This window comes from Martelella sp. AD-3 (assembly GCF_001578105.1).
In the GTDB taxonomy this organism is placed as follows: domain Bacteria; phylum Pseudomonadota; class Alphaproteobacteria; order Rhizobiales; family Rhizobiaceae; genus Martelella.
The window spans coordinates 1,817,302-1,837,694 of sequence record NZ_CP014275.1 but is presented as its reverse complement, the minus strand read 5'-3'; the positions used below and the strand labels follow the sequence as shown (position 1 = coordinate 1,837,694).

20 protein-coding genes are annotated in these 20,393 nt (G+C 62.6%); 11 read left to right on the top strand and 9 right to left on the bottom strand.

The window, feature by feature from the left end; translation table 11 throughout:
- Window positions 1-44: 44 nt before the first annotated feature.
- Both smpB and dapA read right to left on the bottom strand, forming a co-directional pair.
- Window positions 45-524 carry an SsrA-binding protein SmpB gene (gene smpB / locus AZF01_RS08505; protein ID WP_024707063.1) on the bottom strand — a complete coding sequence of 160 codons (480 nt, stop codon included), beginning with the start codon at window positions 522-524 and terminating at the stop codon, window positions 45-47.
- 175 nt (window positions 525-699) lie between these two features.
- The gene (gene dapA / locus AZF01_RS08500; RefSeq protein ID WP_024707062.1) at window positions 700-1,581 is read right to left on the bottom strand and encodes a 4-hydroxy-tetrahydrodipicolinate synthase; all 882 of its coding nucleotides are present in this window, start codon (window positions 1,579-1,581) and stop codon (window positions 700-702) included.
- A gap of 208 nt (window positions 1,582-1,789) precedes the next feature.
- Here dapA and AZF01_RS08495 point away from each other — a divergent pair, with 208 nt between their 5' ends.
- A complete protein-coding gene (locus tag AZF01_RS08495; RefSeq protein WP_024707061.1) occupies window positions 1,790-3,853 on the top strand; it encodes a lytic transglycosylase domain-containing protein in 2,064 nt (687 codons plus the stop codon).
- 405 nt (window positions 3,854-4,258) lie between these two features.
- On the opposite strand, the gene ettA is transcribed toward AZF01_RS08495, so the two are convergent.
- Window positions 4,259-5,908, bottom strand: coding sequence for an energy-dependent translational throttle protein EttA (gene ettA, locus AZF01_RS08490; RefSeq protein ID WP_024707060.1), 1,650 nt, complete (start codon window positions 5,906-5,908; stop codon window positions 4,259-4,261).
- A 203-nt stretch (window positions 5,909-6,111) separates the two neighbouring features.
- Here ettA and AZF01_RS08485 point away from each other — a divergent pair, with 203 nt between their 5' ends.
- A complete protein-coding gene (locus tag AZF01_RS08485) occupies window positions 6,112-6,438 on the top strand; it encodes a BON domain-containing protein (protein WP_024707059.1) in 327 nt (108 codons plus the stop codon).
- A 5-nt stretch (window positions 6,439-6,443) separates the two neighbouring features.
- On the opposite strand, the gene AZF01_RS08480 is transcribed toward AZF01_RS08485, so the two are convergent.
- The 4 genes from AZF01_RS08480 to AZF01_RS08465 all read right to left on the bottom strand — a co-directional run bounded on the left by AZF01_RS08480 (window position 6,444) and on the right by AZF01_RS08465 (window position 8,912).
- A complete protein-coding gene (locus AZF01_RS08480; protein ID WP_024707058.1) occupies window positions 6,444-7,160 on the bottom strand; it encodes a ribonuclease in 717 nt (238 codons plus the stop codon).
- A gap of 128 nt (window positions 7,161-7,288) precedes the next feature.
- Window positions 7,289-7,633, bottom strand: a complete 345-nt coding sequence (locus tag AZF01_RS08475; RefSeq protein WP_024707057.1) for a RidA family protein — start codon at window positions 7,631-7,633, stop codon at window positions 7,289-7,291.
- Between the two features lie 37 nt (window positions 7,634-7,670).
- Complete coding sequence (locus tag AZF01_RS08470; protein WP_024707056.1) at window positions 7,671-8,009, bottom strand: TIGR01244 family sulfur transferase; 339 nt, start codon at window positions 8,007-8,009, stop codon at window positions 7,671-7,673.
- A 66-nt stretch (window positions 8,010-8,075) separates the two neighbouring features.
- Window positions 8,076-8,912 (bottom strand): DUF4432 family protein, encoded by an 837-nt coding sequence (locus AZF01_RS08465; protein ID WP_024707055.1) that lies wholly within the window; start codon window positions 8,910-8,912, stop codon window positions 8,076-8,078.
- 132 nt (window positions 8,913-9,044) lie between these two features.
- Here AZF01_RS08465 and AZF01_RS08460 point away from each other — a divergent pair, with 132 nt between their 5' ends.
- The 7 genes from AZF01_RS08460 (at window position 9,045) to AZF01_RS08430 (ending at window position 16,200) form a co-directional block, all read left to right on the top strand.
- Window positions 9,045-10,382, top strand: coding sequence for a L,D-transpeptidase (locus AZF01_RS08460; protein ID WP_024707054.1), 1,338 nt, complete (start codon window positions 9,045-9,047; stop codon window positions 10,380-10,382).
- A gap of 197 nt (window positions 10,383-10,579) precedes the next feature.
- On the top strand, window positions 10,580-11,203 hold the full coding sequence (locus AZF01_RS08455) for a DAK2 domain-containing protein (RefSeq protein ID WP_024707053.1): 624 nt from the start codon (window positions 10,580-10,582) through the stop codon (window positions 11,201-11,203).
- 86 nt (window positions 11,204-11,289) lie between these two features.
- The gene (locus tag AZF01_RS08450; protein ID WP_024707052.1) at window positions 11,290-12,720 is read left to right on the top strand and encodes a deoxyribodipyrimidine photo-lyase; all 1,431 of its coding nucleotides are present in this window, start codon (window positions 11,290-11,292) and stop codon (window positions 12,718-12,720) included.
- A gap of 99 nt (window positions 12,721-12,819) precedes the next feature.
- On the top strand, window positions 12,820-13,851 hold the full coding sequence (locus AZF01_RS08445; RefSeq protein ID WP_024707051.1) for a cysteine synthase A: 1,032 nt from the start codon (window positions 12,820-12,822) through the stop codon (window positions 13,849-13,851).
- 172 nt (window positions 13,852-14,023) lie between these two features.
- A complete protein-coding gene (locus AZF01_RS08440) occupies window positions 14,024-14,746 on the top strand; it encodes an alanyl-tRNA editing protein (RefSeq protein ID WP_024707050.1) in 723 nt (240 codons plus the stop codon).
- A gap of 32 nt (window positions 14,747-14,778) precedes the next feature.
- On the top strand, window positions 14,779-15,630 hold the full coding sequence (gene sseA, locus AZF01_RS08435; RefSeq protein ID WP_024707049.1) for a 3-mercaptopyruvate sulfurtransferase: 852 nt from the start codon (window positions 14,779-14,781) through the stop codon (window positions 15,628-15,630).
- 3 nt (window positions 15,631-15,633) lie between these two features.
- Window positions 15,634-16,200: a GNAT family N-acetyltransferase gene (locus tag AZF01_RS08430; RefSeq protein ID WP_024707048.1), complete on the top strand. Its 567-nt coding sequence runs from the start codon at window positions 15,634-15,636 to the stop codon at window positions 16,198-16,200.
- A 52-nt stretch (window positions 16,201-16,252) separates the two neighbouring features.
- On the opposite strand, the gene AZF01_RS08425 is transcribed toward AZF01_RS08430, so the two are convergent.
- Window positions 16,253-16,903 (bottom strand): PadR family transcriptional regulator, encoded by a 651-nt coding sequence (locus tag AZF01_RS08425; protein WP_244435521.1) that lies wholly within the window; start codon window positions 16,901-16,903, stop codon window positions 16,253-16,255.
- A 251-nt stretch (window positions 16,904-17,154) separates the two neighbouring features.
- On the opposite strand from AZF01_RS08425, the gene AZF01_RS08420 reads away from it, so the two are divergent.
- Entirely contained in the window at window positions 17,155-17,643 is a 489-nt protein-coding gene (locus tag AZF01_RS08420) for an Lrp/AsnC family transcriptional regulator (RefSeq protein ID WP_024707046.1), read from the top strand.
- On the opposite strand, the gene AZF01_RS08415 is transcribed toward AZF01_RS08420, so the two are convergent.
- Complete coding sequence (locus AZF01_RS08415) at window positions 17,621-18,211, bottom strand: N-acetyltransferase (RefSeq protein ID WP_161633009.1); 591 nt, start codon at window positions 18,209-18,211, stop codon at window positions 17,621-17,623. The genes AZF01_RS08420 and AZF01_RS08415 overlap by 23 nt on opposite strands.
- A gap of 177 nt (window positions 18,212-18,388) precedes the next feature.
- Between AZF01_RS08415 and AZF01_RS08410 the strand changes: the two genes are divergently transcribed.
- Window positions 18,389-20,377, top strand: a complete 1,989-nt coding sequence (locus tag AZF01_RS08410; protein ID WP_024707044.1) for a bifunctional 2',3'-cyclic-nucleotide 2'-phosphodiesterase/3'-nucleotidase — start codon at window positions 18,389-18,391, stop codon at window positions 20,375-20,377.
- The last annotated feature ends 16 nt before the right edge of the window (window positions 20,378-20,393 follow it).

The window sequence follows — 20,393 nt, the reverse complement described above, 5'->3', positions numbered from 1 at the left end:
GTTATCAGAGACTGCCTAAAAACAACCTTAGGGCGAAGAAATTATCAGCCAAGCTGCTTCAGGAGCCTGCTCTTTTCGCGATTCCAGTCGCGCTTCTTGACCGTCTCGCGCTTGTCGTGCGCCTTCTTGCCCTTGCCCAGCGCCAACTGCAGCTTCGCCAGTCCCCGTTCATTGAAATAGAGCTTCAACGGAATAAGGGTCATGCCCTCGCGGTTGACCGCCGAGCGCAACCGGTTGATCTCCCGTCGGCCGAGAAGCAGCTTCCGGCGGCGGCGCGGCTCGTGGTTGAAGCGATTGCCCTGCAGATATTCCGGCAGATAGGAGTTGATCAGCCACATCTCGCCGTCCTCGTCGGAGGCGTAGGATTCGGCGATATTGGCCTTGCCTTCGCGCAACGACTTGACCTCGGTTCCGGTCAGAACCAGGCCTGCCTCGAGCGTGTCGAGGATTTCGTAGTTGAACCGCGCCTTGCGGTTTTCGGCGACGGTCTTGAAAGCGTCGCCCTTGCTGCCTTTCGGAGCCATGGTCTTTTCCGTATGCCTGAGCGGCGCTTGCCTGCGTCCAGATCTTGGGGCGCTCATTATGAAGCGCCCGATGATCTCGTTTCTTTCCCTTGTCGCGTCGGTCGAAAAAACGGGTTCCGCTTTTTCGCTCGACGCTCTAACTTATTGAATTCAATCCAACTTCCGGACCGATGCGCTAGTCGATCAGTCCGGCGTGGCGCAGGGCGGCATCGATGGCGCCGGCCGTGCGTTCCTCCACGCCGAGAAGCGGCAGACGCACGGCGTCGCTCATCCGTCCGATTCTCTTGAGCGCATATTTAGTGCCGCTGACGCCGGGTTCAAGAAACAGCGCCTTGTGCAGCGGCATCAGCCGGTCCTGATAGGAAAGCGCGGTCTTGAAGTCCCCGTTCAGCAAGGCCGTCTGGAACGCGCAGCAGAGCTTCGGCGCCACATTGGCGGTCACCGAGATGCAGCCGACGCCGCCGTGAGCGACAAAGCCGAGCGCGGTGGCGTCCTCGCCGGAGATCTGGATGAAATCCGCGCCGCAGGAGATGCGCTGTTCGGAAACGCGCTCGATCTTGCCGGTGGCGTCCTTCACGCCGACGATATTCGGACAGTCCCTGGCAAGCTGGCCCATCGTTTCCGGCAGCATGTCGATAACCGAGCGCGGCGGGATATTGTAGATGATGATCGGCAGCGTGATGGCCTCGGCAACCGCGGCAAAATGGGCATAAAGGCCCTTCTGGGTCGGCTTGTTGTAATAGGGCGTCACCACCAGAACGGCGTCCGCGCCGGCCTTTTCCGCATGCTGCGCGAGCTCGATCGCCTCGCGCGTATTGTTGGATCCCGCGCCGGCAATGACAGGCACGCGGCCCGCAGCTGCCTCGACGCACAGATCGACGACGCGACGGTGTTCGTCGTGGCTGAGCGTCGGCGATTCGCCGGTGGTCCCGACCGGCACGAGCCCGTGGCTGCCTTCGTCGATCATCCAGTTGACGTGATCGACAAAGCCCGCCTCGTCCAACGCTCCGTTCTCGGCAAACGGGGTGACAAGGGCGGGAATGGACCCCTTGAACATGCGGCTTCTCCTGGCGGCATTCATTTTAAAGCCGCATTCCTGTTTCAAAATCGAACGCACCATAATGCCGGACATGGGGCACTGCAAGCATTGCGTTCGGCATTGGAGGGGTCTTCCGCAGCCCTTGAAATTCGTCAGGGTTAAGCCGATTTTAACCGAGGAGACCGATAGTTTCAGGCGCTGTTGAATTCGTTCCCGGGACGCTCGAATGAAGAAAACCCTGTTGATGCTCTCGCTCGCCGCTTCCGTGGCCGTGACCGACATTGCGCTTGCCGCCGCGCAGGAGTTTCCCTCCGTCGCCCCCATTCCCTATGCCAGACCCGATGGCTTGGCCGGAACGCCCTCCATGGAGATCACCGGCGCAATCACCCAGCCCGTGGCGAACCCCGCCTCAAGCTCGATCCTGAAACACGGGCTCGACGCGCTGAAGGAATCCGACGTCTCGACCGCGCTGCGCGACCGCAACCGTCTTCCCGAAAACTCGCTCGACCACCAGATCCTCAGCTGGGCGATCGCGCTTTCCGGCGACAAGGGCGTCCCCTCCTCCGAGATCGCCGAGGCGCAACAGGAACTGAAGGGTTGGCCCGGACTTTCTGCCTTGAGGGCCCATTCCGAGCGCGCCTTCGCCGATGAGAACCCTTCCCCAAACGCCGTCATCGCCGCCTTCGGCAATTCCCTGCCGGAGACGTCGGAAGGCACGCTGCTGCTTGGAAAGGCGCTCCTGGCCACCGGCCAGCGCCAGAAGGCGCATGACATCGTCAACCGCGCCTGGAGCGGGTGGGCGCTCGACACGGCGACGGAAAACCAGTTCATCAACGCCTTCGGCTCGATCCTTTCGCAGGAGGATCATAAGAACCGCATGATCTACCTGCTCTACCGCGACCGCGCGACCCAGGCCAAGCGCTTCTCCGAATACGGCAACGCGCAGTCCTTCTACAATGCCTGGGCGGCCGTGATCCGCCGTCAGTCCAATTCCGACAGCCTGATCAACGCCGTCCATTCCTCCTGGCGCAGCGATCCGGGCTTTCTCTATATCCAGATCCGCAACGCCCGGCAGAACAACCGTTTCGACACGGCCGCCGCACTGTTGAAGAAGATGCCGCGCAACCAGGCGGCGCTCGTCAACCCGGACCAGTGGTGGGATGAAAGCCGCATTGTCGGCCGCCATTTCTATGAGGAGGGCAATCCGCGCCAGGCCTACCAGATCGTCGCCGCAGCCATGCCCGACGGGCGTCTGGACCAGCTGGACGAGGCCTTCCACGCCGGCTGGATCGCGCTGCGCGGCCTCAATGACGGTCGCACCGCCGCCGGTCATTTCGCCAAGATCGTCGAGATTTCGCCGACGCCGATCTCGGCCGCACGCTCCTATTACTGGCAGGGCCGCGCCGCCGAAGCCGGAGGGCCGGGCAATGCGCGCGATTTCTATCGCCGCGCCGGCCAGTATCCGACCACCTTCTACGGCCAGCTAGCCCTGCAGAAGCTCGGCCAGACGCAGTTTGACGTCGACTATCCGAGCCCGACGCCGGCCGACCGTGCCAGTTTCCAGAAGAACCCCGCCGTGCAGGCCATCAACCGGCTGCAATCGGTCGGCCATGGCTGGCGCGCCGACCGGCTCTACCTTGCACTTGCCGACGAGCTGACCAGCCCCGGCGAACTGGCGATCCTCGCCTATCAGGCCGAAAAGGACCGCACCCATTCGCTGTCGCTGCAGATCGGCAAGATTGCCTATGGTCGCGGGATCGATGTGGCGGCGCTTGCCTTCCCCATCGGCGTCATTCCAACGGATGCCAATATTTCCGGCTCCGGCATGGCGCTCGCCTATGCGATCGCGCGTCAGGAAAGCGCCTTCAATCCGGGCGCCGTTTCGCCTGCCGATGCACGCGGCCTGCTGCAGCTTCTGCCGACGACGGCCCAGCGCGTGGCAAGCCGCCACGGCCTCTCCTATTCCGCAAGCCGCCTGACGACCGACCCCGCCTATAACGCCACCCTCGGCGCCCATTATCTCGGCGAGCAGATCGACCGGTTTGACGGTTCCTACATCCTCACCTTCGTCGCCTACAATGCCGGCCCCGCCCGCGTGCCGCAATGGATCGAACGCTTCGGCGACCCGCGCGGCAAGAGCCTCGATTTCGTCATCGACTGGATCGAATCGATCCCCTATCCGGAAACGCGCAACTACGTTCAGCGCATCATGGAGAACTACGAAATCTACAAGGCCCGCCTCGGCCAGCCGACGGACATCGCACGGGATTTGATCTACGGGCGGACGTGAGGTCTTTGCGGATGAGGGCTTGGCTGATGGGTGACCATTCGCCAGACCAGCCGCAGAAATGACGTGCCTTGGGGCCTGGATCCTCGGGTCAAGCCCGAGGATGACGCAGAAGATGGCGATACGACACGGAAAAACCCAAGGCCGGAGGCATCGTCTCCGGCTTTTGCTTTTGACAACACCCACCGACACACACCGTGTCATCCTCGGGCTTGACCCGAGGATCCAGGCGGCATTTCAAGGCCTTTGAGGCGGTCGTCCCGCGAACGTTGCGCTCTGCCCCGCAAACACGTCACGCTCGTCAAGGCAGTGGCGATGAAAGCTCGGGCCAGCCTCACAGCGGGTGAGCGTTGTTTCAATAAACCAGCGGCGAGCCTGAGGCCCGCCACCTGTTTGTTCCGGCCTCAGTTACCTCGTCAACCGCTTGTACGTCACCCGCTTCGGGTTGACGCTGTCCGGGCCGAGCCTTCTGATCTTGTCGGCTTCATAGTCGGCGAAGTTGCCCTCGAACCATTCCACATGGCTGTCGCCCTCGAAGGCGAGGATGTGGGTGGCGAGGCGGTCGAGGAACATGCGGTCATGGGAGATGACCACGGCGCAGCCGGCGAAGTTTTCCAGCGCGTCTTCCAGCGCTGCCAACGTCTCGGTGTCGAGGTCGTTGGTGGGCTCGTCGAGGAGCAGCACGTTGGAGCCCGATTTCAGCATCTTGGCAAGGTGGACGCGGTTGCGCTGGCCGCCCGACAGCGTGCCGACCTTCTGCTGCTGGTCGCCGCCCTTGAAGTTGAACGAACCGCAATAGGCGCGGCTGTTGACCTCGTGGCTGCCGAGCTTGATCACGTCATTGCCGCCGGAAATCTCTTCCCAGACGGTCTTGTCGCCGTCAAGCGTGTCGCGGCTCTGGTCGACATAACCGAGATCGACCGTCTCGCCGACGCGGATTTCGCCGCTGTCGGGCGTTTCCTGGCCGGTGATCATGCGGAACAGCGTCGACTTGCCGGCGCCGTTCGGGCCGATGATGCCGACAATGCCGCCGGGCGGCAGCTTGAAGGAGAGATCGTCGATCAGCAGGCGGTCGCCATAGCCCTTCGACAGTCCCTCGGCCTCGATGACGACCTGGCCGAGACGCTCGCCCATCGGGATGACGATCTGCGCGTCGCCCGGACGGCGATCGGCCGCCGATTTGACGAGGTCGTCATAGGCGCGGATACGGGCTTTCGACTTCGTCTGCCGGGCCTTGGGATTGGACGAAATCCATTCCTGCTCGCGCGAAATCGCCTTCTGGCGGGCGGCATCCTCGCGGCCCTCCTGGGCCATGCGCTTGGCCTTGGCCTGCAGGTAGGCGGTGTAGTTGCCCTCATAGGGAATGCCGCGGCCGCGGTCGAGCTCGAGGATCCAGCCGGTGACATTGTCGAGGAAGTAGCGGTCATGGGTGATCATCAGGACAGCGCCCGGATATTCCCGCAGATGCTTTTCCAGCCAGGCGATGGTCTCGGCGTCGAGATGGTTGGTCGGCTCGTCGAGGAGCAGCAGGTCGGGCTGCGACAGCAGCAGCCGGCAGAGCGCCACGCGGCGCTTCTCGCCGCCGGAGAGGTTGACGACATTGGCGTCGCCCGGCGGGCAGCGCAGCGCGTCCATGGCCATTTCGACCTGGCTTTCGAGGTCCCAGAGGTTCTGGCTGTCGATGACATCCTGCAGCTTGGCGGCCTCGTCGGCCGTCTCGTCGGAATAGTTCATCATCAGTTCGTTGTAGCGGTCGAGGACGGCCTGTTTCTTCGCAACGCCTTCCATGGCGTTTTCCAGCACCGTCTTTTCCGCATCAAGCTCCGGCTCCTGCGGCAGATAGCCGACGGTCGCGCCGTCCGCCACCCAGGCCTCCCCGGTATACTCCTTGTCGAGGCCGGCCATGATTCTGAGAACCGTCGACTTACCGGCGCCGTTCGGACCCAGAATGCCGATCTTGGCGTCCGGATAGAAGGACAGGTGAATGTTCTCGAGAACCTTCTTGTTGCCATAGGCCTTGTTGAGGCCTGCCATGTGATAGATGAACTGACGTGCCATATGCCGCGTGATCCCGGTTTGAAATGCTCTTTGTGTTCTTGGGCCGCTATTTAGGCGAAACACGCCGCATTAACAATGCGCCTTGCGAGAATTGACCGATTTGTCCCTGCCCCATGTGGGCCTTGATCGGGCCACGAATTGAACAATCGCCGCCGTCATACGTTTTCTTCTTACGCAAAAACGAGAAGAGGAAGGACGCGACGATGGTGCACAAGAAAGCAGCTTTCTTCGGCAAACCGGTTGAAAACACCGGGGAGTGGAAGGACAGCGCACAACGGGAAGACGCAATCGCGACCGAGCTGGCGGCCTCCGGCCTTGTGGACGCGACCGAGGTGCAGGTTGCCGTCGAAGGCGACGAGGCACGGCTGACCGGAGACGTCTACCTGCGCGAGGAGATCGCCACCGCCGGCAATATCGCGCTTGGCGTCGAGGGCATCAGCCGCGTCAGGAACGCGCTGAAAGCCCGCGAACACTCCATCCAGAGCAAGGGCAAGGAAGCCGATGCCCGTGCCCAGACACGCACGCTCTGACGAAACTATTGCAGACCGGCGGGGTCGACGATCCCGCCGTCGCATCCGATCGCAGTCCTGCCGGCGCCCTGTATCAAATCTTCCAGAGACGTCCCCGGCGCATACTTGTCGGATAGACCTATCGTGATCTCGTCGATCAACTGGCGATCTCCATCAGCAACGCAGCTGATCTTGATGCGATCCTTGGCACCGCGCCCGAATGCGCTATCAAACGCCTTGGCAATCTCGTCGGCCGAAAGTTGCCTGCCGATATTCGACTGAAACAGCCTGGCGGCCTCCGAACCGTTCAATTGCTCAAGCAGGTCCACAGACGTCTGGAAGTAGTTTTCCGGCATGAATCTGGTGCACGTGCCGTGCTTTACCCATTCGTGGCGCTGTAGATTGGATTGTGTCCCCGGCATGACTTTCTCCAGCGTTTGACGAAGATCATCGCTCAGCGACAGCGCCGGCAAGGCGTTCCAATTCCCGTTTTCATCTTCGGCGCGGACATCCGCCGCAACGCCGCAATAGTTCTCGCCGAGCGGCCAGAGCCCATGCAGCGCGAAATGACCGGCATCAAAGCGGCTTTCTGTCTGGCTCTGGCACTCGGGCTTGTCCTGATGGCCTTCGCAGAAGGCCGGCTGCCAGCTAACGGCCAGGATCGCCGCGGTTTCCCGCGCCATCGCCGGCATCGCCGCAGTCGCCATCATCGATATTCCGATCAAAACTGCCTTGATTTTCATTTCTTCCCCCGATCACCCAAAGTTGAAACCGACGCAGGATACCTGCCGGCTGCAGAGTTTTTAATACAAGTCGCGGGAAAATGGCCTGGTTGAGCGCCAGGCCATTCCAGTCCAAACGGCGTCGCGGATCAGTCGAGCGCCGCCGTCACGGTAAACTCGACGAGAATCTCGGGCTTGGCGAGTTCGGCCTGGCTGGTGGCGCGCGCCGGCGGGTTTTCCGGATCGATCCAGTCCTTCCAGACGGCATTCATCTCGGCGAAATCGCCCATGTCCTTCAGGTAGATCAGCGTCTGCAGAAGCTTAGACTTGTCGCTGCCGGCAGCCGCCAGAAGCCTGTCCACCTTGGCAAGGCAATCCTTCGCCTGCTCGGCCACACTCTCGCCCGAGCCGGTCTGGCCGGACAGATAGACGGTGTTGCCGTGGACCACGGCGCCGGTCATCAAAGGGCCAATTTCAATACGTTTTACAGTCATTTACAACGTCTTTCCAATGTGATTGTGGAACAAAAACTCAACCCCGGAACCGCTTCGCCTCTTCATAGATGCGGGTGGAGCGCGCGCCGGAACGGCAATAGCCGAGCACCGGCTTTTCAAGATCATCAAGCGCGTCGACCATGCCCGTCACCGCGTCCGGGGTCAGCCCCATGCCGCCGACCGGCACATGGGCGACATAGAGACCTTCCTTCTCGGCAGCGGCGGCGATATCGGCGAAGGCCGGCTGGCCTGCCTCCTCGTCGTCGGGCCTGTGGCAGACGATGGACCTGAAGCCGGCCGCCTTGATCTCGGCGACGTCTTCCGGGGTGATCTGCTCGCTCACGGCGTAAAAATCATCGATCGGACGGATATCCATACCGGCACTCCTTGCGTTTTGTCAGGAAATTAAAACAAAGACGCGCCATTGCAAGGGCCAAAGGGCTCAGGCAAAGCGGATGCGCAGGCGAAACGTCCGGGATTCGTCCGGCGAAAGCGGCGCCAGGGCACCCTCCTCAGCCAGTTTTCGCCGGCTGGTCCAGCGATGCGAGGCAGGCTCGATGCCGACGATATGAGCCGGCGCTTCCTGGTTGCGCCAAACCTGCAAGAAAGGCAGCGTCGCGCTATCCACCTCGAGATGGAACGACAGCCCGCCAAGGGCGGCGATCGGGCCGAACCGCGTCGCCGACCAGCCGTCCTCGCCGGCAACCGCCGGCACGCAGAAAATGCCGTGATCGCCCTCGCCGAAGCGCCAGGGCAGCGATATCTCCGGCAGCGAGCGGCTTTCCAGCCGCACGCCGTCATCAAGGTGTCTGGCTCCGAAATTGATATGATACATCATCATCGCCGGCAGCGGGCGATCCGACTTGTTGATCACGGTGTCGGTGAGTTCCAGAACGCCGGATGTCCCGTTCAGCGTCCACTGACGCTCGATCAGCATGTCGCCGCCATTGGCGGTAGCTACCGGAATATGGCAGACGCATTCCGCGCCCATATCGCTGATCTCCAGCGATTTCACCGCCGCCGCGTTACCTGAGGCGGAGCCATGCAGCGGGAAGAAACGGCCCTCGTCCCCCTCCACCGGTTCGGGATGACGGATATGGTCCGGACCGCAGGTGAACAGAAAGCCTTCGAGCGAATGATCGATCCGGGCATCGCCGTCATCGGGGATCGCCCGCTTCGGCGCGATGTCGATGCCGGCGACGACACAGCCGGCGATATCCATGACGGAGGTGGAATCAAGAAAGACGCGGGGACCGTTACCGGCGGCAAATTCGATCATCTTTTTAACCAAGTCTCGAGATAACGGAAACAAGCGCGTTCAGCGAGCGTTCACCTGACAAGCGCCTGAATAGGCAGAGGCCACGCTAGGCGAAACACCGCGCCAATAACAGCGACAAAATGCATCGAGACCATGAAAAAAGCGACGTTTTACACCATTCCCTTGATGATCGCCGCGCTCGCCCTGCCGGCAACCGCCGCCCATGCGCATGAACCGCTCTACAAGAACGGACGGCAGATCTTCCTTGTCGCGCCGGACGGAAGCCTGCTCGACTACATCCCCGAATATGGCAGCGTGGTGATGGGCCGGGACGGCCGGGGGCGGCCGATCCTGCTTGATCGCAACGGCAATCTGGTTGCAACCGAGATGTCTGCCGGCGATTACCGAGCTATTCGCGACAGCTATGGCGGCGCGCCGGCCCCGGCGGCCAACGGCTGGGGCCGCAGGGACTGGCGGCAGAACGACGACCGCTTCGCCGCGCGCCCGAACCGTTTCGACGAAACGCCGCCGCCGCGCTGGAATGACGGCCCGCGCGCCTCTTTCCCCCAGGCGCCCGAAATCCCGGCGCCGGCCAATCCCGAAACCTCCGGGGAGCGCCCTGCCGCGAGAACGAGCAGCGCGAAGGCCGACATGAATGTTGTCGCGCTTCAGGTGTTTCTCGACCGCAACGGCATCTCTCCCGGCGTTATCGACGGGCTGATGGGCGACAATGTCCGCAAGGCGCTGGACGCCTATGCCAAGAAGAGCGGCCGCGCGGTCGACCCGGAGGCGGACAAGGAGACAATCCTGCAATCGCTGTCGCTCGAGGGCGGCCTGCCCGTGCGGACCTATACGATCACCGCCGAGGACGCGGCCGGTCCCTATGTCGCGAGCATCCCCTCGGACTATGGCGAGAAGGCGCAACTACCCGCGCTTTCCTATACTTCTGTTTCCGAGATGCTGGCCGAGAAATTCCATATGGATGAAGCTTTCCTCAAGACGCTCAACCCCGATGCCGATTTCTCCCGACCGGGCACCGTCATCAAGGTGGTTACCCCCGGCGCAAAGCAGAAGGGCGCCGTTGCCCGCATCATCGCCGACAAGGGCCGCAAGCAGCTGTTCGCCTATGACGCCGAGGGCAGGCTCGTTGCCGCCTATCCGGCGACGATCGGCTCCAACGACACGCCCTCGCCCTCCGGCACCGTCACCGTCGAGCGGATCGCGATCGACCCGAACTATACCTATGACCCGAAGAAGAACTTCAAGCAGGGCGACAATGACCGGGTTCTGACCATCAATCCGGGTCCGAACGGGCCGGTCGGCAATGTCTGGATCGCGCTGTCGAAGCCGAGCTACGGCATCCACGGCACGCCCGACCCCGACAGGATCGGCAAGACCTCCAGCCACGGCTGCGTGCGCCTGACAAACTGGGACGCGCAGGAACTGGCCGGCATGGTCAGCCCGGGCGTCACGGTCGAGTTCATCGACTGAGCCGGCCTCAGTCGAACGACCGCCGCCACTATTCAGCCGGGATGAGGTTGACCGTTTACAAAAACAGGCGCGCCCCGTCTTCGCAAATGCGAAATCTTCGTTTATGTTCGGACCTATAGTTTAGCAAATTCCGATATTTCAAAACTCATTGCGGCTTCCGCTGCAGCGGCGGTCAGATTTAGCGGCTGGTTCCGGACATGAACGATATTACCTCCTTCGAGATCATAGGCATGTTTTCCGAAATCGCGGCGGCGGTGTCGCGCAACAGCCACTGGCTGAGCCGGCTCGACGCGGTGGCCGGGGACGGCGACCATGGTGAAGTCATGGCGGCCGCCTTCACGGCGATGGAGCAGCAGCTCGCGGCGCTCGACCCCTCCTCCGTCACGCCGGCGCGCGTTTTCGACATGGCGGCGGAAACATTTCTGACCATCGATTCGGCCTCGGCCCGGCTCTACGCCTCAGCTTTCCGCCGCGCGGGCAGCACCCTGCCCAACCGGCATGTGATCACCGAGGCGGAGTTCGACCGCGCCTTCGAGGCAATGGCAAACGGGATCATCGCGCATGGTCAGGCGAATGCACCGCACAAGAACATGGTCGATGCCTGGCAGCCGGCCCTCTCGGCCTATCTTTCCGCACGAAACAATGGCGGCGACCTCGGCGCCTGTCTGACGCATGCCGCCGACGCCGCGCTTGCTGGCGCGGATCCGGATCCGCTAAGGCCGGACCCCCTGCCCTTTGCCCACCCCGACAGGGTGATGGACCCGGGCTGTGCCTCTGCCGTCCTCATCATCCGCTCGATCCGCTACGCCCTGCAGGACTGACGCCGGAAAGCAATCACAGACGTCGGGTCTTTTCTCGCGCGACGCCGGCCCTACATCATGGCCATTCATCGCCGCGACGGGACGCCATGCCGAACAAGACACCTGCCATTTACTGGATCCGCAAGGATCTCCGCCTCGCCGACAACCGGGCGCTTCTGGCCGCCAGCAAAGACGCGCGGCCGGTCATTCCGGTCTTCATCCGCGAGGACGACAGCGCCGGCGCGCTTGGCGGCGCGCAGGCCTGGTGGCTGGAACGCTCGCTCGCCCGCCTTGCCGAAGCCTATGAAAAGCGCGGCGCCAGGCTGATCCTGAGGAGCGGCGATCCGGCTGACGTCATCTTCGCGCTGATCGAGGAAACCGGCGCGAAATCCGTCTTCTGGAACCGGCGCTATACGCCGGACGGCATCGCGACCGACACGGCGCTGAAACGGAAGCTCGGGGACGCGGGTGTTCAGGCCGAAAGCTTTGCCGGCCACATTCTGCACGAGCCTTCGAAGTTCAGGACCAAGACAGGCGGCCCCTACAAGGTCTATACGCCGTTCTGGAAGGCTTTTTCCGCCGAAGCCAGGGTGCCTGACCCGCTTGACGCGCCGGAAGAGCTGACGACCGCGAACGCGAAGCCGGAAAGCGAAACACTCTCCGACTGGAGGCTCTACCCCGGAAAGCCCGACTGGGCGGCAGGCTTCGAGCCGCTCTGGACGCCGGGCGAGAGAGGCGCCCGCGAAAGGCTGGACCGGTTCATCGACGAGTTTGCCGAAAACTACGCGGCCTCGCGCGACCGGCCGGATATCGAGGCCACCTCCATGCTCTCGCCGCATCTGGCGCTCGGCGAGATCTCGCCGGCATTGATCTGGCACGGGATCAACCGCGCCAAAAATCTCTCGGCGGAGAACAGGAAAAAATTCCTCCAGGAACTGGTCTGGCGGGATTTCTGCCACCATCTGCTGTTTCACGCGCCCGATCTTGCGACGAAGAACTGGAACGACCGCTTCGACGGCTTTGAATGGGTCGAGGACGACGAGGCCCTCGCCGCATGGACGCGCGGAAAGACCGGCTATCCGATCGTCGATGCCGGCCTGCGCCAGCTCTGGCGCGAAGGCACGATGCACAATCGCGTGCGGATGATCGCCGCCTCCTTCCTGGTCAAGGACCTGATGATCGACTGGCGGAGCGGCGAAGAATGGTTCCGCGACACGCTTGTCGATGCCGATCCCGCTTCCAATCCGGCCAACTGGCAGTGGGTGGCCGGCTCCGGCGCGGATGCCTCGCCCTTCTTCCGCGTCTTCAATCCGGTGCTGCAGGGCGAGAAATTCGATCCCGACGGCGACTATGTCCGCCGGTACGTGCCGGAGCTTGCGGCATTGCCGGCAAAACACATCCACGCGCCCTTCGATGCGCCGAAAGCCGTACTGGAGGAAGCCGGGGTCACGCTCGGCGAGACCTATCCGAAGCCGATCGTCGATCACAAGGCCGCCCGCAAACGCGCGCTTGCGGCCTTCGAAAAGATCAAGGGCTGAAATCAGTTTGCGCCGACACGGACAATCGCGCAATGGTTTGCCTTGGCAGGGCCCGCCCGTCCGGTCCATAGCAGGCCAAACATCAAGGATTTTACGACCATGACGACACACAACACGGTCATCGATCTCATCGGCAACACGCCGCTGGTCAAGCTGAAGGCGGCTTCCGAGGCGACGGGCTGCGCCATCTACGGCAAGGCCGAGTTTTTGAACCCCGGCCAGTCGGTCAAGGATCGCGCCGCGCTCTATATCATCCGCGATGCCGAGCGGAGCGGCCTGATCGCGCCCGGCGGCACCATTGTCGAAGGCACGGCGGGCAATACCGGCATCGGCCTTGCCATGGTCGCCAACGCGCTCGGCTACAAGACCGTGATCGTCATTCCCGAGACCCAGGCCGAGGAAAAGAAGGACGCGCTGCGCCTGCTCGGCGCGAAGCTCGTCGAGGTGCCGGCGAAACCCTATCGCGACCCGAACAACTATGTGAAGCTCTCCGGGCGGCTGGCCGGGCAACTGGCGAAGAGCGAGCCGAACGGCGCGATCTGGGCCAACCAGTTCGACAATACCGCCAACCGCAATGCCCATATCGAGACCACGGCGGAGGAAATCTGGCGCGATACGGACGGCAAGGTCGACGGCTTCGTCTGCGCCGTCGGCTCGGGCGGCACGCTTGCCGGCACAGCCATGGGGCTGAAGGCGAAGAACAGGGACATCAAGATCGGCATTGCCGATCCGGAAGGCGCCGCTCTTTTTGAATATTACACCAATGGCGAACTGAAGAGCGAAGGCGGTTCGATCACCGAGGGCATCGGCCAGGGCCGCATCACCGCCAATCTCGAGGGTTTTGCGCCCGACTTCGCCTTCCGCATCGCCGACAGCGAGGCGCTGCCGCTGATATTCGACCTGGTTGTCCATGAGGGCTTGTGCCTCGGCGGTTCATCGGGCATCAATATAGCCGGCGCCATCCGGCTTGCGCGCGAGCTCGGCCCCGGCCACACCATCGTCACCGTGCTCTGTGACTATGGCAACCGGTACCGGTCGAAGCTCTACAACCCTCGCTTCCTCACGGAGAAGGGGCTGCCCGTGCCGGAATGGCTGACGGCGCAAACGGAGATCGCCGTACCGTTCGAATAGCGTTTCCAGGAAAAGTGGATACCGGTTTTCCGTCCGGAAACGCGTAAAGAAAAAGAGATTAAGCGTTTCCGGGAAAGCGGATACCGGTTTTTCCGTCCGGAGACGCGCAAAAACAAAGAGGTAGAGCGCTTTCGCAATCCGGGGAAAGCGGAAGCGCTCCAGAAAGTGATCCATGCCCGTTGATACCCTCTTCCGCGACGATTTCTACCTTCAACGGTGCGATGCGGTGGTCACGACGGTGCATCAGGACGGCACGTTCGAAACCGACCAGACCTGTTTCTACGCAACCTCGGGCGGCCAGCCTGGCGATACGGGCACGGCCATTCGCGCCGACGGTTCGACGCTTCGCCTCGATGTGACCCGGAACGGCGACGGCAAGGACGTCTTCCTGCATGTTCCCGCGGAAGGCGAGGTTCCGCCATCCCCCGGCGAGAAGCTGTCGCTTGCGATAGATTGGCCGCGCCGGCTGAAGCTGATGCGCATGCACACCGCCTGTCACCTTCTCTCGGTCGTCTGTCCCTTCCCAATCACCGGCGCCGCCGTCGGCGAGGACGAATCGCGCGTCGATTTCGACATGAGCGAGACCGTCGACAAGCAGGCGGTCAGCGACGCGATGATGAAACTCGTCGATGAGGATCATCCGGTCTACGTGCAGTGGATCAGCGACGACGAGCTTGCCGCCAATCCCGATATCGTCAAATCGAAGAATGTCCGCCCGCCGACGGGCATGGGACGGATCTCGCTTGTCTGCATCGGCGAGAATTCATCGGTTGACAGCCAGCCCTGCGGCGGCACCCATGTGCGTTCAACCGCAGAGATCGGAGCCGTCCATATCGGCAAGATCGAGAAGAAGGGCCGTGAGAACCGGCGCTTGCGCATCCGCTTCGGCGCGTGAACCTTTCTGTTTTTTCAAGGAGTATGATCGAGATGAGTGCTGAAAGCCGGTTTGTCGTTTCGCCGGATTGGGTGACCGAGCGCCTGAACAGGCCCGATTTTTCCGTCATCGACGCCTCCTGGTATCTGCCCGCCCATAACCGCGACGGCAAGGCCGAATATGCCGAGGGTCATATTCCCGGCGCCGTCTTCTTCGATCACGACGAAATCGCGGATACGACGACCGGCCTGCCGCACTCCCTGCCCGCGCCGGAATTTTTCGCCGCCGAAATGGGAAAGCGCGGCATCAGCGAACGCCACGCCATCGTCGTCTATGACGGGCCCGGCTTCTTCTCCGCGCCGCGCCTGTGGTGGCTGCTGCGGGTCATGGGCGCAAGCGACGTCTATGTGCTGAACGGCGGCTTCGATGGCTGGAAGGCGAACAGACATCCGGTCGAAACCGAACGCCCTGAACCGAAGCCCGCGACCTTCACGCCGCGCCTTGCCGCCGACAGGGTCACATCGTTTTCCGCAATGCGTGACATCGTCGCGTCCGGCAGCCACCAGATCGCCGATGCGCGCGGCCCCGGCCGGTTTGCCGCCGAAGAACCCGAACCCCGGCCGGGCATGCGCGCGGGGCACATGCCCGGGGCGAAAAACCTGCCTGCGACCGCTTTCTCGAAAGACGGCCGGTTTCTCTCCAATGACGAACTGAAGGCACTGTTCGATGAAGCCGGACTGGACCTTGCCCGCCCGGTGGTGACCAGTTGCGGCTCCGGCGTGACGGCGGCGATCATCACGCTCGCGCTTGAAAGCCTCGGCCACGAGGACAACAGTCTCTATGACGGCTCCTGGTCGGAATGGGGCGGCCGCGACGACACCGCCATTGTTACCGGAAAGGCGTGAGGCATGAGCAAGAGCAAGGCGCAGAAGCCGATCCGGATCCATGTCACGGAACTGGAGATGACGGCCCCGCCGAAGGCGCATATGATCGCCCCCTCCAACCTGCATATCGCGCTGATGCGGGTGCCGGAAATTCCGCTTCCCTTCTACCGCTTCCTGTATCGCCAGGTCGGGACGCGCTGGGAATGGGTGGACCGGGTGCGGATGGACGACGACGAGCTTTCGGCCAACATCCACAATCAGCGCACCACGATCACCGTCTTCTATCTCGAGGGCGCGCCTGCCGGTTTCTACGAATATCAGCAGCAGGATGACGGGGTCACCGAACTCGTTCATTTCGGCCTGTTCGAGCGGGCGCTAGGTCTCGGTGTCGGCAAGTGGTTCCTGCTTCAAGGTCTGAAGGCGATGTGGGCCGACAAGCCGGAAAAGATCATCACCGCGACCAACAGCCTCGACCACCCGCGCGCCCTGCAGCTTTACCAGCAGTTCGGCTTCTCGCCGGTCGCCACCTATGAAAGCGAGATCACCCCGCTTTCGGATGCCGAACTGCTCGCCTTCGCCAGGAAGCTCTGAACCGATGCAAGCCACCCGCCGCGCGTGAGGCCGCAGCGGGTGGATCTTGTCTTTACGCGTCGGGCGTTTCGTCCGATGGCATCGCCGTGCCGGCGGCCTCGATACGCTCGGCCATCGCCAGAAGTTCCGCGACAACCGCGCTCGCGGCGCCGGCATCGCGCTCAAGGCGTCTGTCGATGACCTCGCGCAGGTTCAGGAAGGCCGCCTCGACGCTGCGCGGCAGGTTGTCGCCGCCGCGGGCGCGTTCGCGTTTGCGCTCGCGCGCGCCGAGGCGTTCGGCGACCGCCTTCAGCGCCTTCACCGCCATTTCCGCCTCCGGCGCTTCCTCTTCGAGATAGGCCCGGCCTGTTTCCGTGATCGCATAGGACTTCTTGTTGCCGTCGGCCGAGACCGCGACATAGCCGCCGTCCTCGAGAAAGGCAAGCGTCGGATAGATGACGCCCGGGCTCGGCGAATAGAAGCCGCCGCTCAACTCCTCGATCGCCTTGATGATGTCGTAGCCGTGACGCGGCTCGTCGGCGATCAGCTGCAGCACGAGAAAGCGGATGCGACCCTGGCCGAGAAACCGCCCGATCCGGCCGCCGCCATCCTCCCCGCCGAAACCGTGACCGCCGCCGCGGCCCCCGCGTCCCGGTCCGTGGCCGGGCCCGCGCCCCATGGCAAAGCGCATGGCGTGGCCGTGCTGATGAAAATGAGAATGCATGAGGGAACCCTTTCCGATATTGTTTCGATATATCTAAACATAGATCGAAATTGGCGGGTTGCAAGTTTTTCGTTATATCGAAAACATAACTTTTTATATGCGGGGCAGGCCCGCCGACGGCGAGCCAGCGCTCCGCGGAGCCACGGCAACCCGGCGCAAAGCTGGATTTCCTTGCGGGTAGCGGCTTGTCTCGCCGCCAAATCAGACTATTATTCGAACAAGAACAACAAAATTCGCAGGGAGTTCGAAAATTGGACCTGGATGATATCGATCGTGCGATCCTGAAGGCGCTTCAAAACAATGGCCGCATCACCAATGCCGAGCTGGCCGAGACCGTGGGTCTTTCGCCCTCGGCCTGTTCGCGCCGGCTTGATCTGCTGGAAAAAAGCGGGGTGATCGAGGGCTATACCGCCAAGATCTCGCCCGATGCGCTTGGATACAAGATGACGGCGCTGGTCCATATCTCGCTTTCCGGCCAGTTCGCCCGCACGCTTGCCGAGTTCGAGGAAGCCGTCCGGCGCTGCCCGAACATCATTGTCTGCTACATGGTCTCGGGCCAGTACGACTACATCCTGCGCGTGGCGGCGAAGGACCTGAAGGACTACGAGCGCATCCACCGCGACTGGCTCTCGGCGCTGCCGCATGTGGTGCAGATCAATTCCTCATTCGCGCTCCGGCCGATCATCGAACGTCTCAACGTCGATGTCGACGAGGCGTTCACCGCGCCGTCGGCTTCTTGATCATCAGCAGCCAGTCGTCACCGTCGGCATGCCAGTCGGGCGCCGTCACCAGGGCCTGCCGCGCCCTTTCCTCAAAACCGAGGCGTTCATAGAACCGCCTGGCAGGCGCGTTGGCATCCGAGACGATCAGGCTGATATCGCTGTCTCCCGAGATGCGGTCCGCCTTGTCGAGCAGAAAGGAGCCGAGTCCGCGCCCCCGATACTCCGCATAGGCCGCCAGAACATGAATGTGGAAGGTGCCTTCGGCCTGACGTTTCAGATCGCGCAAGGGCGTCACCACGGGATGATCGATCTCGCAGCCATAGCCCGGTGCCTCGCCCTTGAGCGGATAAGCGAGCATCAGCGCCGCGACATCCGATCCGAGCGTGGCGACCGTGCCATTGGTCCAGGAAATCGCCCCTTCGTCCCGCGCGGCAAGCGTGCGGCCGACCTGCCAGGGGTCTTCCCGCCCGCCCTCCAGCTGGCCCCAGCACCACAGCGGCAGGCGATGACCGGCGATATTGATCAGCCGCACCATGTCCGGCACGTCATCGCGGGCCGCATTTCGGATCGTGAAACTGGTTACCAAACTTCCCTCCCGTATTGACGGCCGGCACACCCTCCACATAGCGTACCACGATCGTTTCAAAATCGACCCAAGGTTGGTGCTTAATCCCGCCGGATGTCAACCGCCTGTCACATGACGGTGCGAAGCGATGATGGCGTTCCATAAATTTCCGCGCAAGCGATGAACCCCGGAGCTCTCATGTCCACGAACCTTCTCTTGCCCTCGATCTCGCGCCGCGCCCTCCTGAAGGGCATGACGGCCGCCTCCGCCCTGATCGCGCTCCACCCTTTCGCCGCCAATGCGGCCGAGAACCAGGCGCATCTCAGGCTGATGGAGACCACGGACATCCACGTCAACGTGTTCCCCTATGACTATTATGCCGACAGGCCCAATGACACGATGGGCCTGGCGCGCACGGCCTCGATCATCGACGCGATCCGCGCCGAATCGGCCAATTCCATGCTGATCGACAATGGCGATTTCCTCCAGGGCAACCCGATGGGCGATTACATCGCCTATGAGCGCGGCATGAACGAGGGCGACGTCCATCCGGTGATCAAGGCGATGAACGTGCTCGGCTATGATGTCGGCACGCTTGGCAACCACGAGTTCAATTACGGCCTCGATTTCATGTTCAAGGTCGTCGGCGGCGCGAACTTCCCGTTCGTCTGCGCCAACCTCACCAAGGGCCAGCTTGCCAGCGACCCGCGCAATGACGACCTGATGTTCAGGCCCTACCTGATCAAGGAAAAGATGATCGCCGATGGCGCCGGCAACAAGAGCCCGGTCAAGGTCGGCTTTATCGGCTTCGTGCCGCCGCAGATCATGGTCTGGGACGAGAAGAACCTGTCCGGCAAGGCCAATACCCGCGACATCGTTGCCGCGGCCGAAGCCTTTGTGCCGGTGATGAAGGAAGAGGGAGCCGACATCATTGTCGCCCTTTCCCATTCCGGCATCGACGGAACCGGCCCGGCCGAACTGATGGAAAACGCCTCGCTCTATCTTGCCGGCGTTGACGGCATCGATGCGGTCTTCACCGGTCACCAGCATCTCGTCTTCCCCGGCCCGACCGATTTTCAGGGCATTGCCGGCGTTGATCCTGAAAAGGGCACGCTTCAGGGCAAACCCGCCGCCATGGCCGGCTTCTGGGGCTCGCATATGGGCCTGATCGACCTGCTCCTGGAAAAGGACGGCAACAGCTGGAAGATCGTCGACTTCACCACCGAGGCGCGGCCGATCTATCACCGCACCGAGGACCGCAAGGTCGTCGCCGACGTGGTCTCCGACACGGCGGTGATCGCCGCAGCCGAGGCCGATCACGAGGCGACGCTCGACTATGTCCGCACGCCCGTCGGCAAGACCTCGGCGCCGCTGCAGTCCTATTTCTCGCTGGTCGCCGATGATCCCTCCGTCCAGATCGTCTCCAAGGCGCAGACCTGGTATACGAAGGAGATGCTGAAGGACAGCGAATACAAGGACTTTCCCGTGCTCTCGGCTGCGGCCCCCTTCAAGGCCGGCGGGCGCGGCGGCCCGGATTATTATACGGAAGTGCCGGCGGGCGATATCGCCATCAAGAACGTCGCCGACCTCTATCTCTACCCCAACACCACCCGCGCCGTGCTGATCAACGGCGCGCAGGTGCGCGAATGGCTCGAAATGTCGGCGGGCATGTTCAACCAGGTGGAGCCCGGCGCGACCGATGCCGCCCTGCTGAACCCGGATTTCCCCTCCTACAATTTCGACATCATCGACGGCGTTTCCTACAGAATCGACCTCGCGAAGCCGGCGCGCTACGCCAAGGACGGCAGTCTCGCCAATCCGGACAGCCATCGCATCATCGACCTTTCCTTTGACGGCAAGCCGATCGATCCGGAACAGCAGTTCATCGTCGCCACCAATAATTACCGCGCCGGCGGCGGCGGCAATTTCCCGGATATCGACAATGATGTGATTGTCTTCGTCGGCCCCGACACCAACCGCGACGTCATCGTCCGCTATATCGTCGACCAGGGCACGATCAACCCGTCCGCCGACTTCAACTGGACCTTCGCCCCGATGCCCGGCACCACGGCGGTTTTCGAGACCGGACCGCGGGCAAAGGCCTATATCGATGACGTGAAGGGCGCCAAGATCGAGACCGCCGGCGACGGCGAGAACGGGTTTGCGCTTTATCGGGTGGTTCTGTGATCGGTTGATTTTTTGG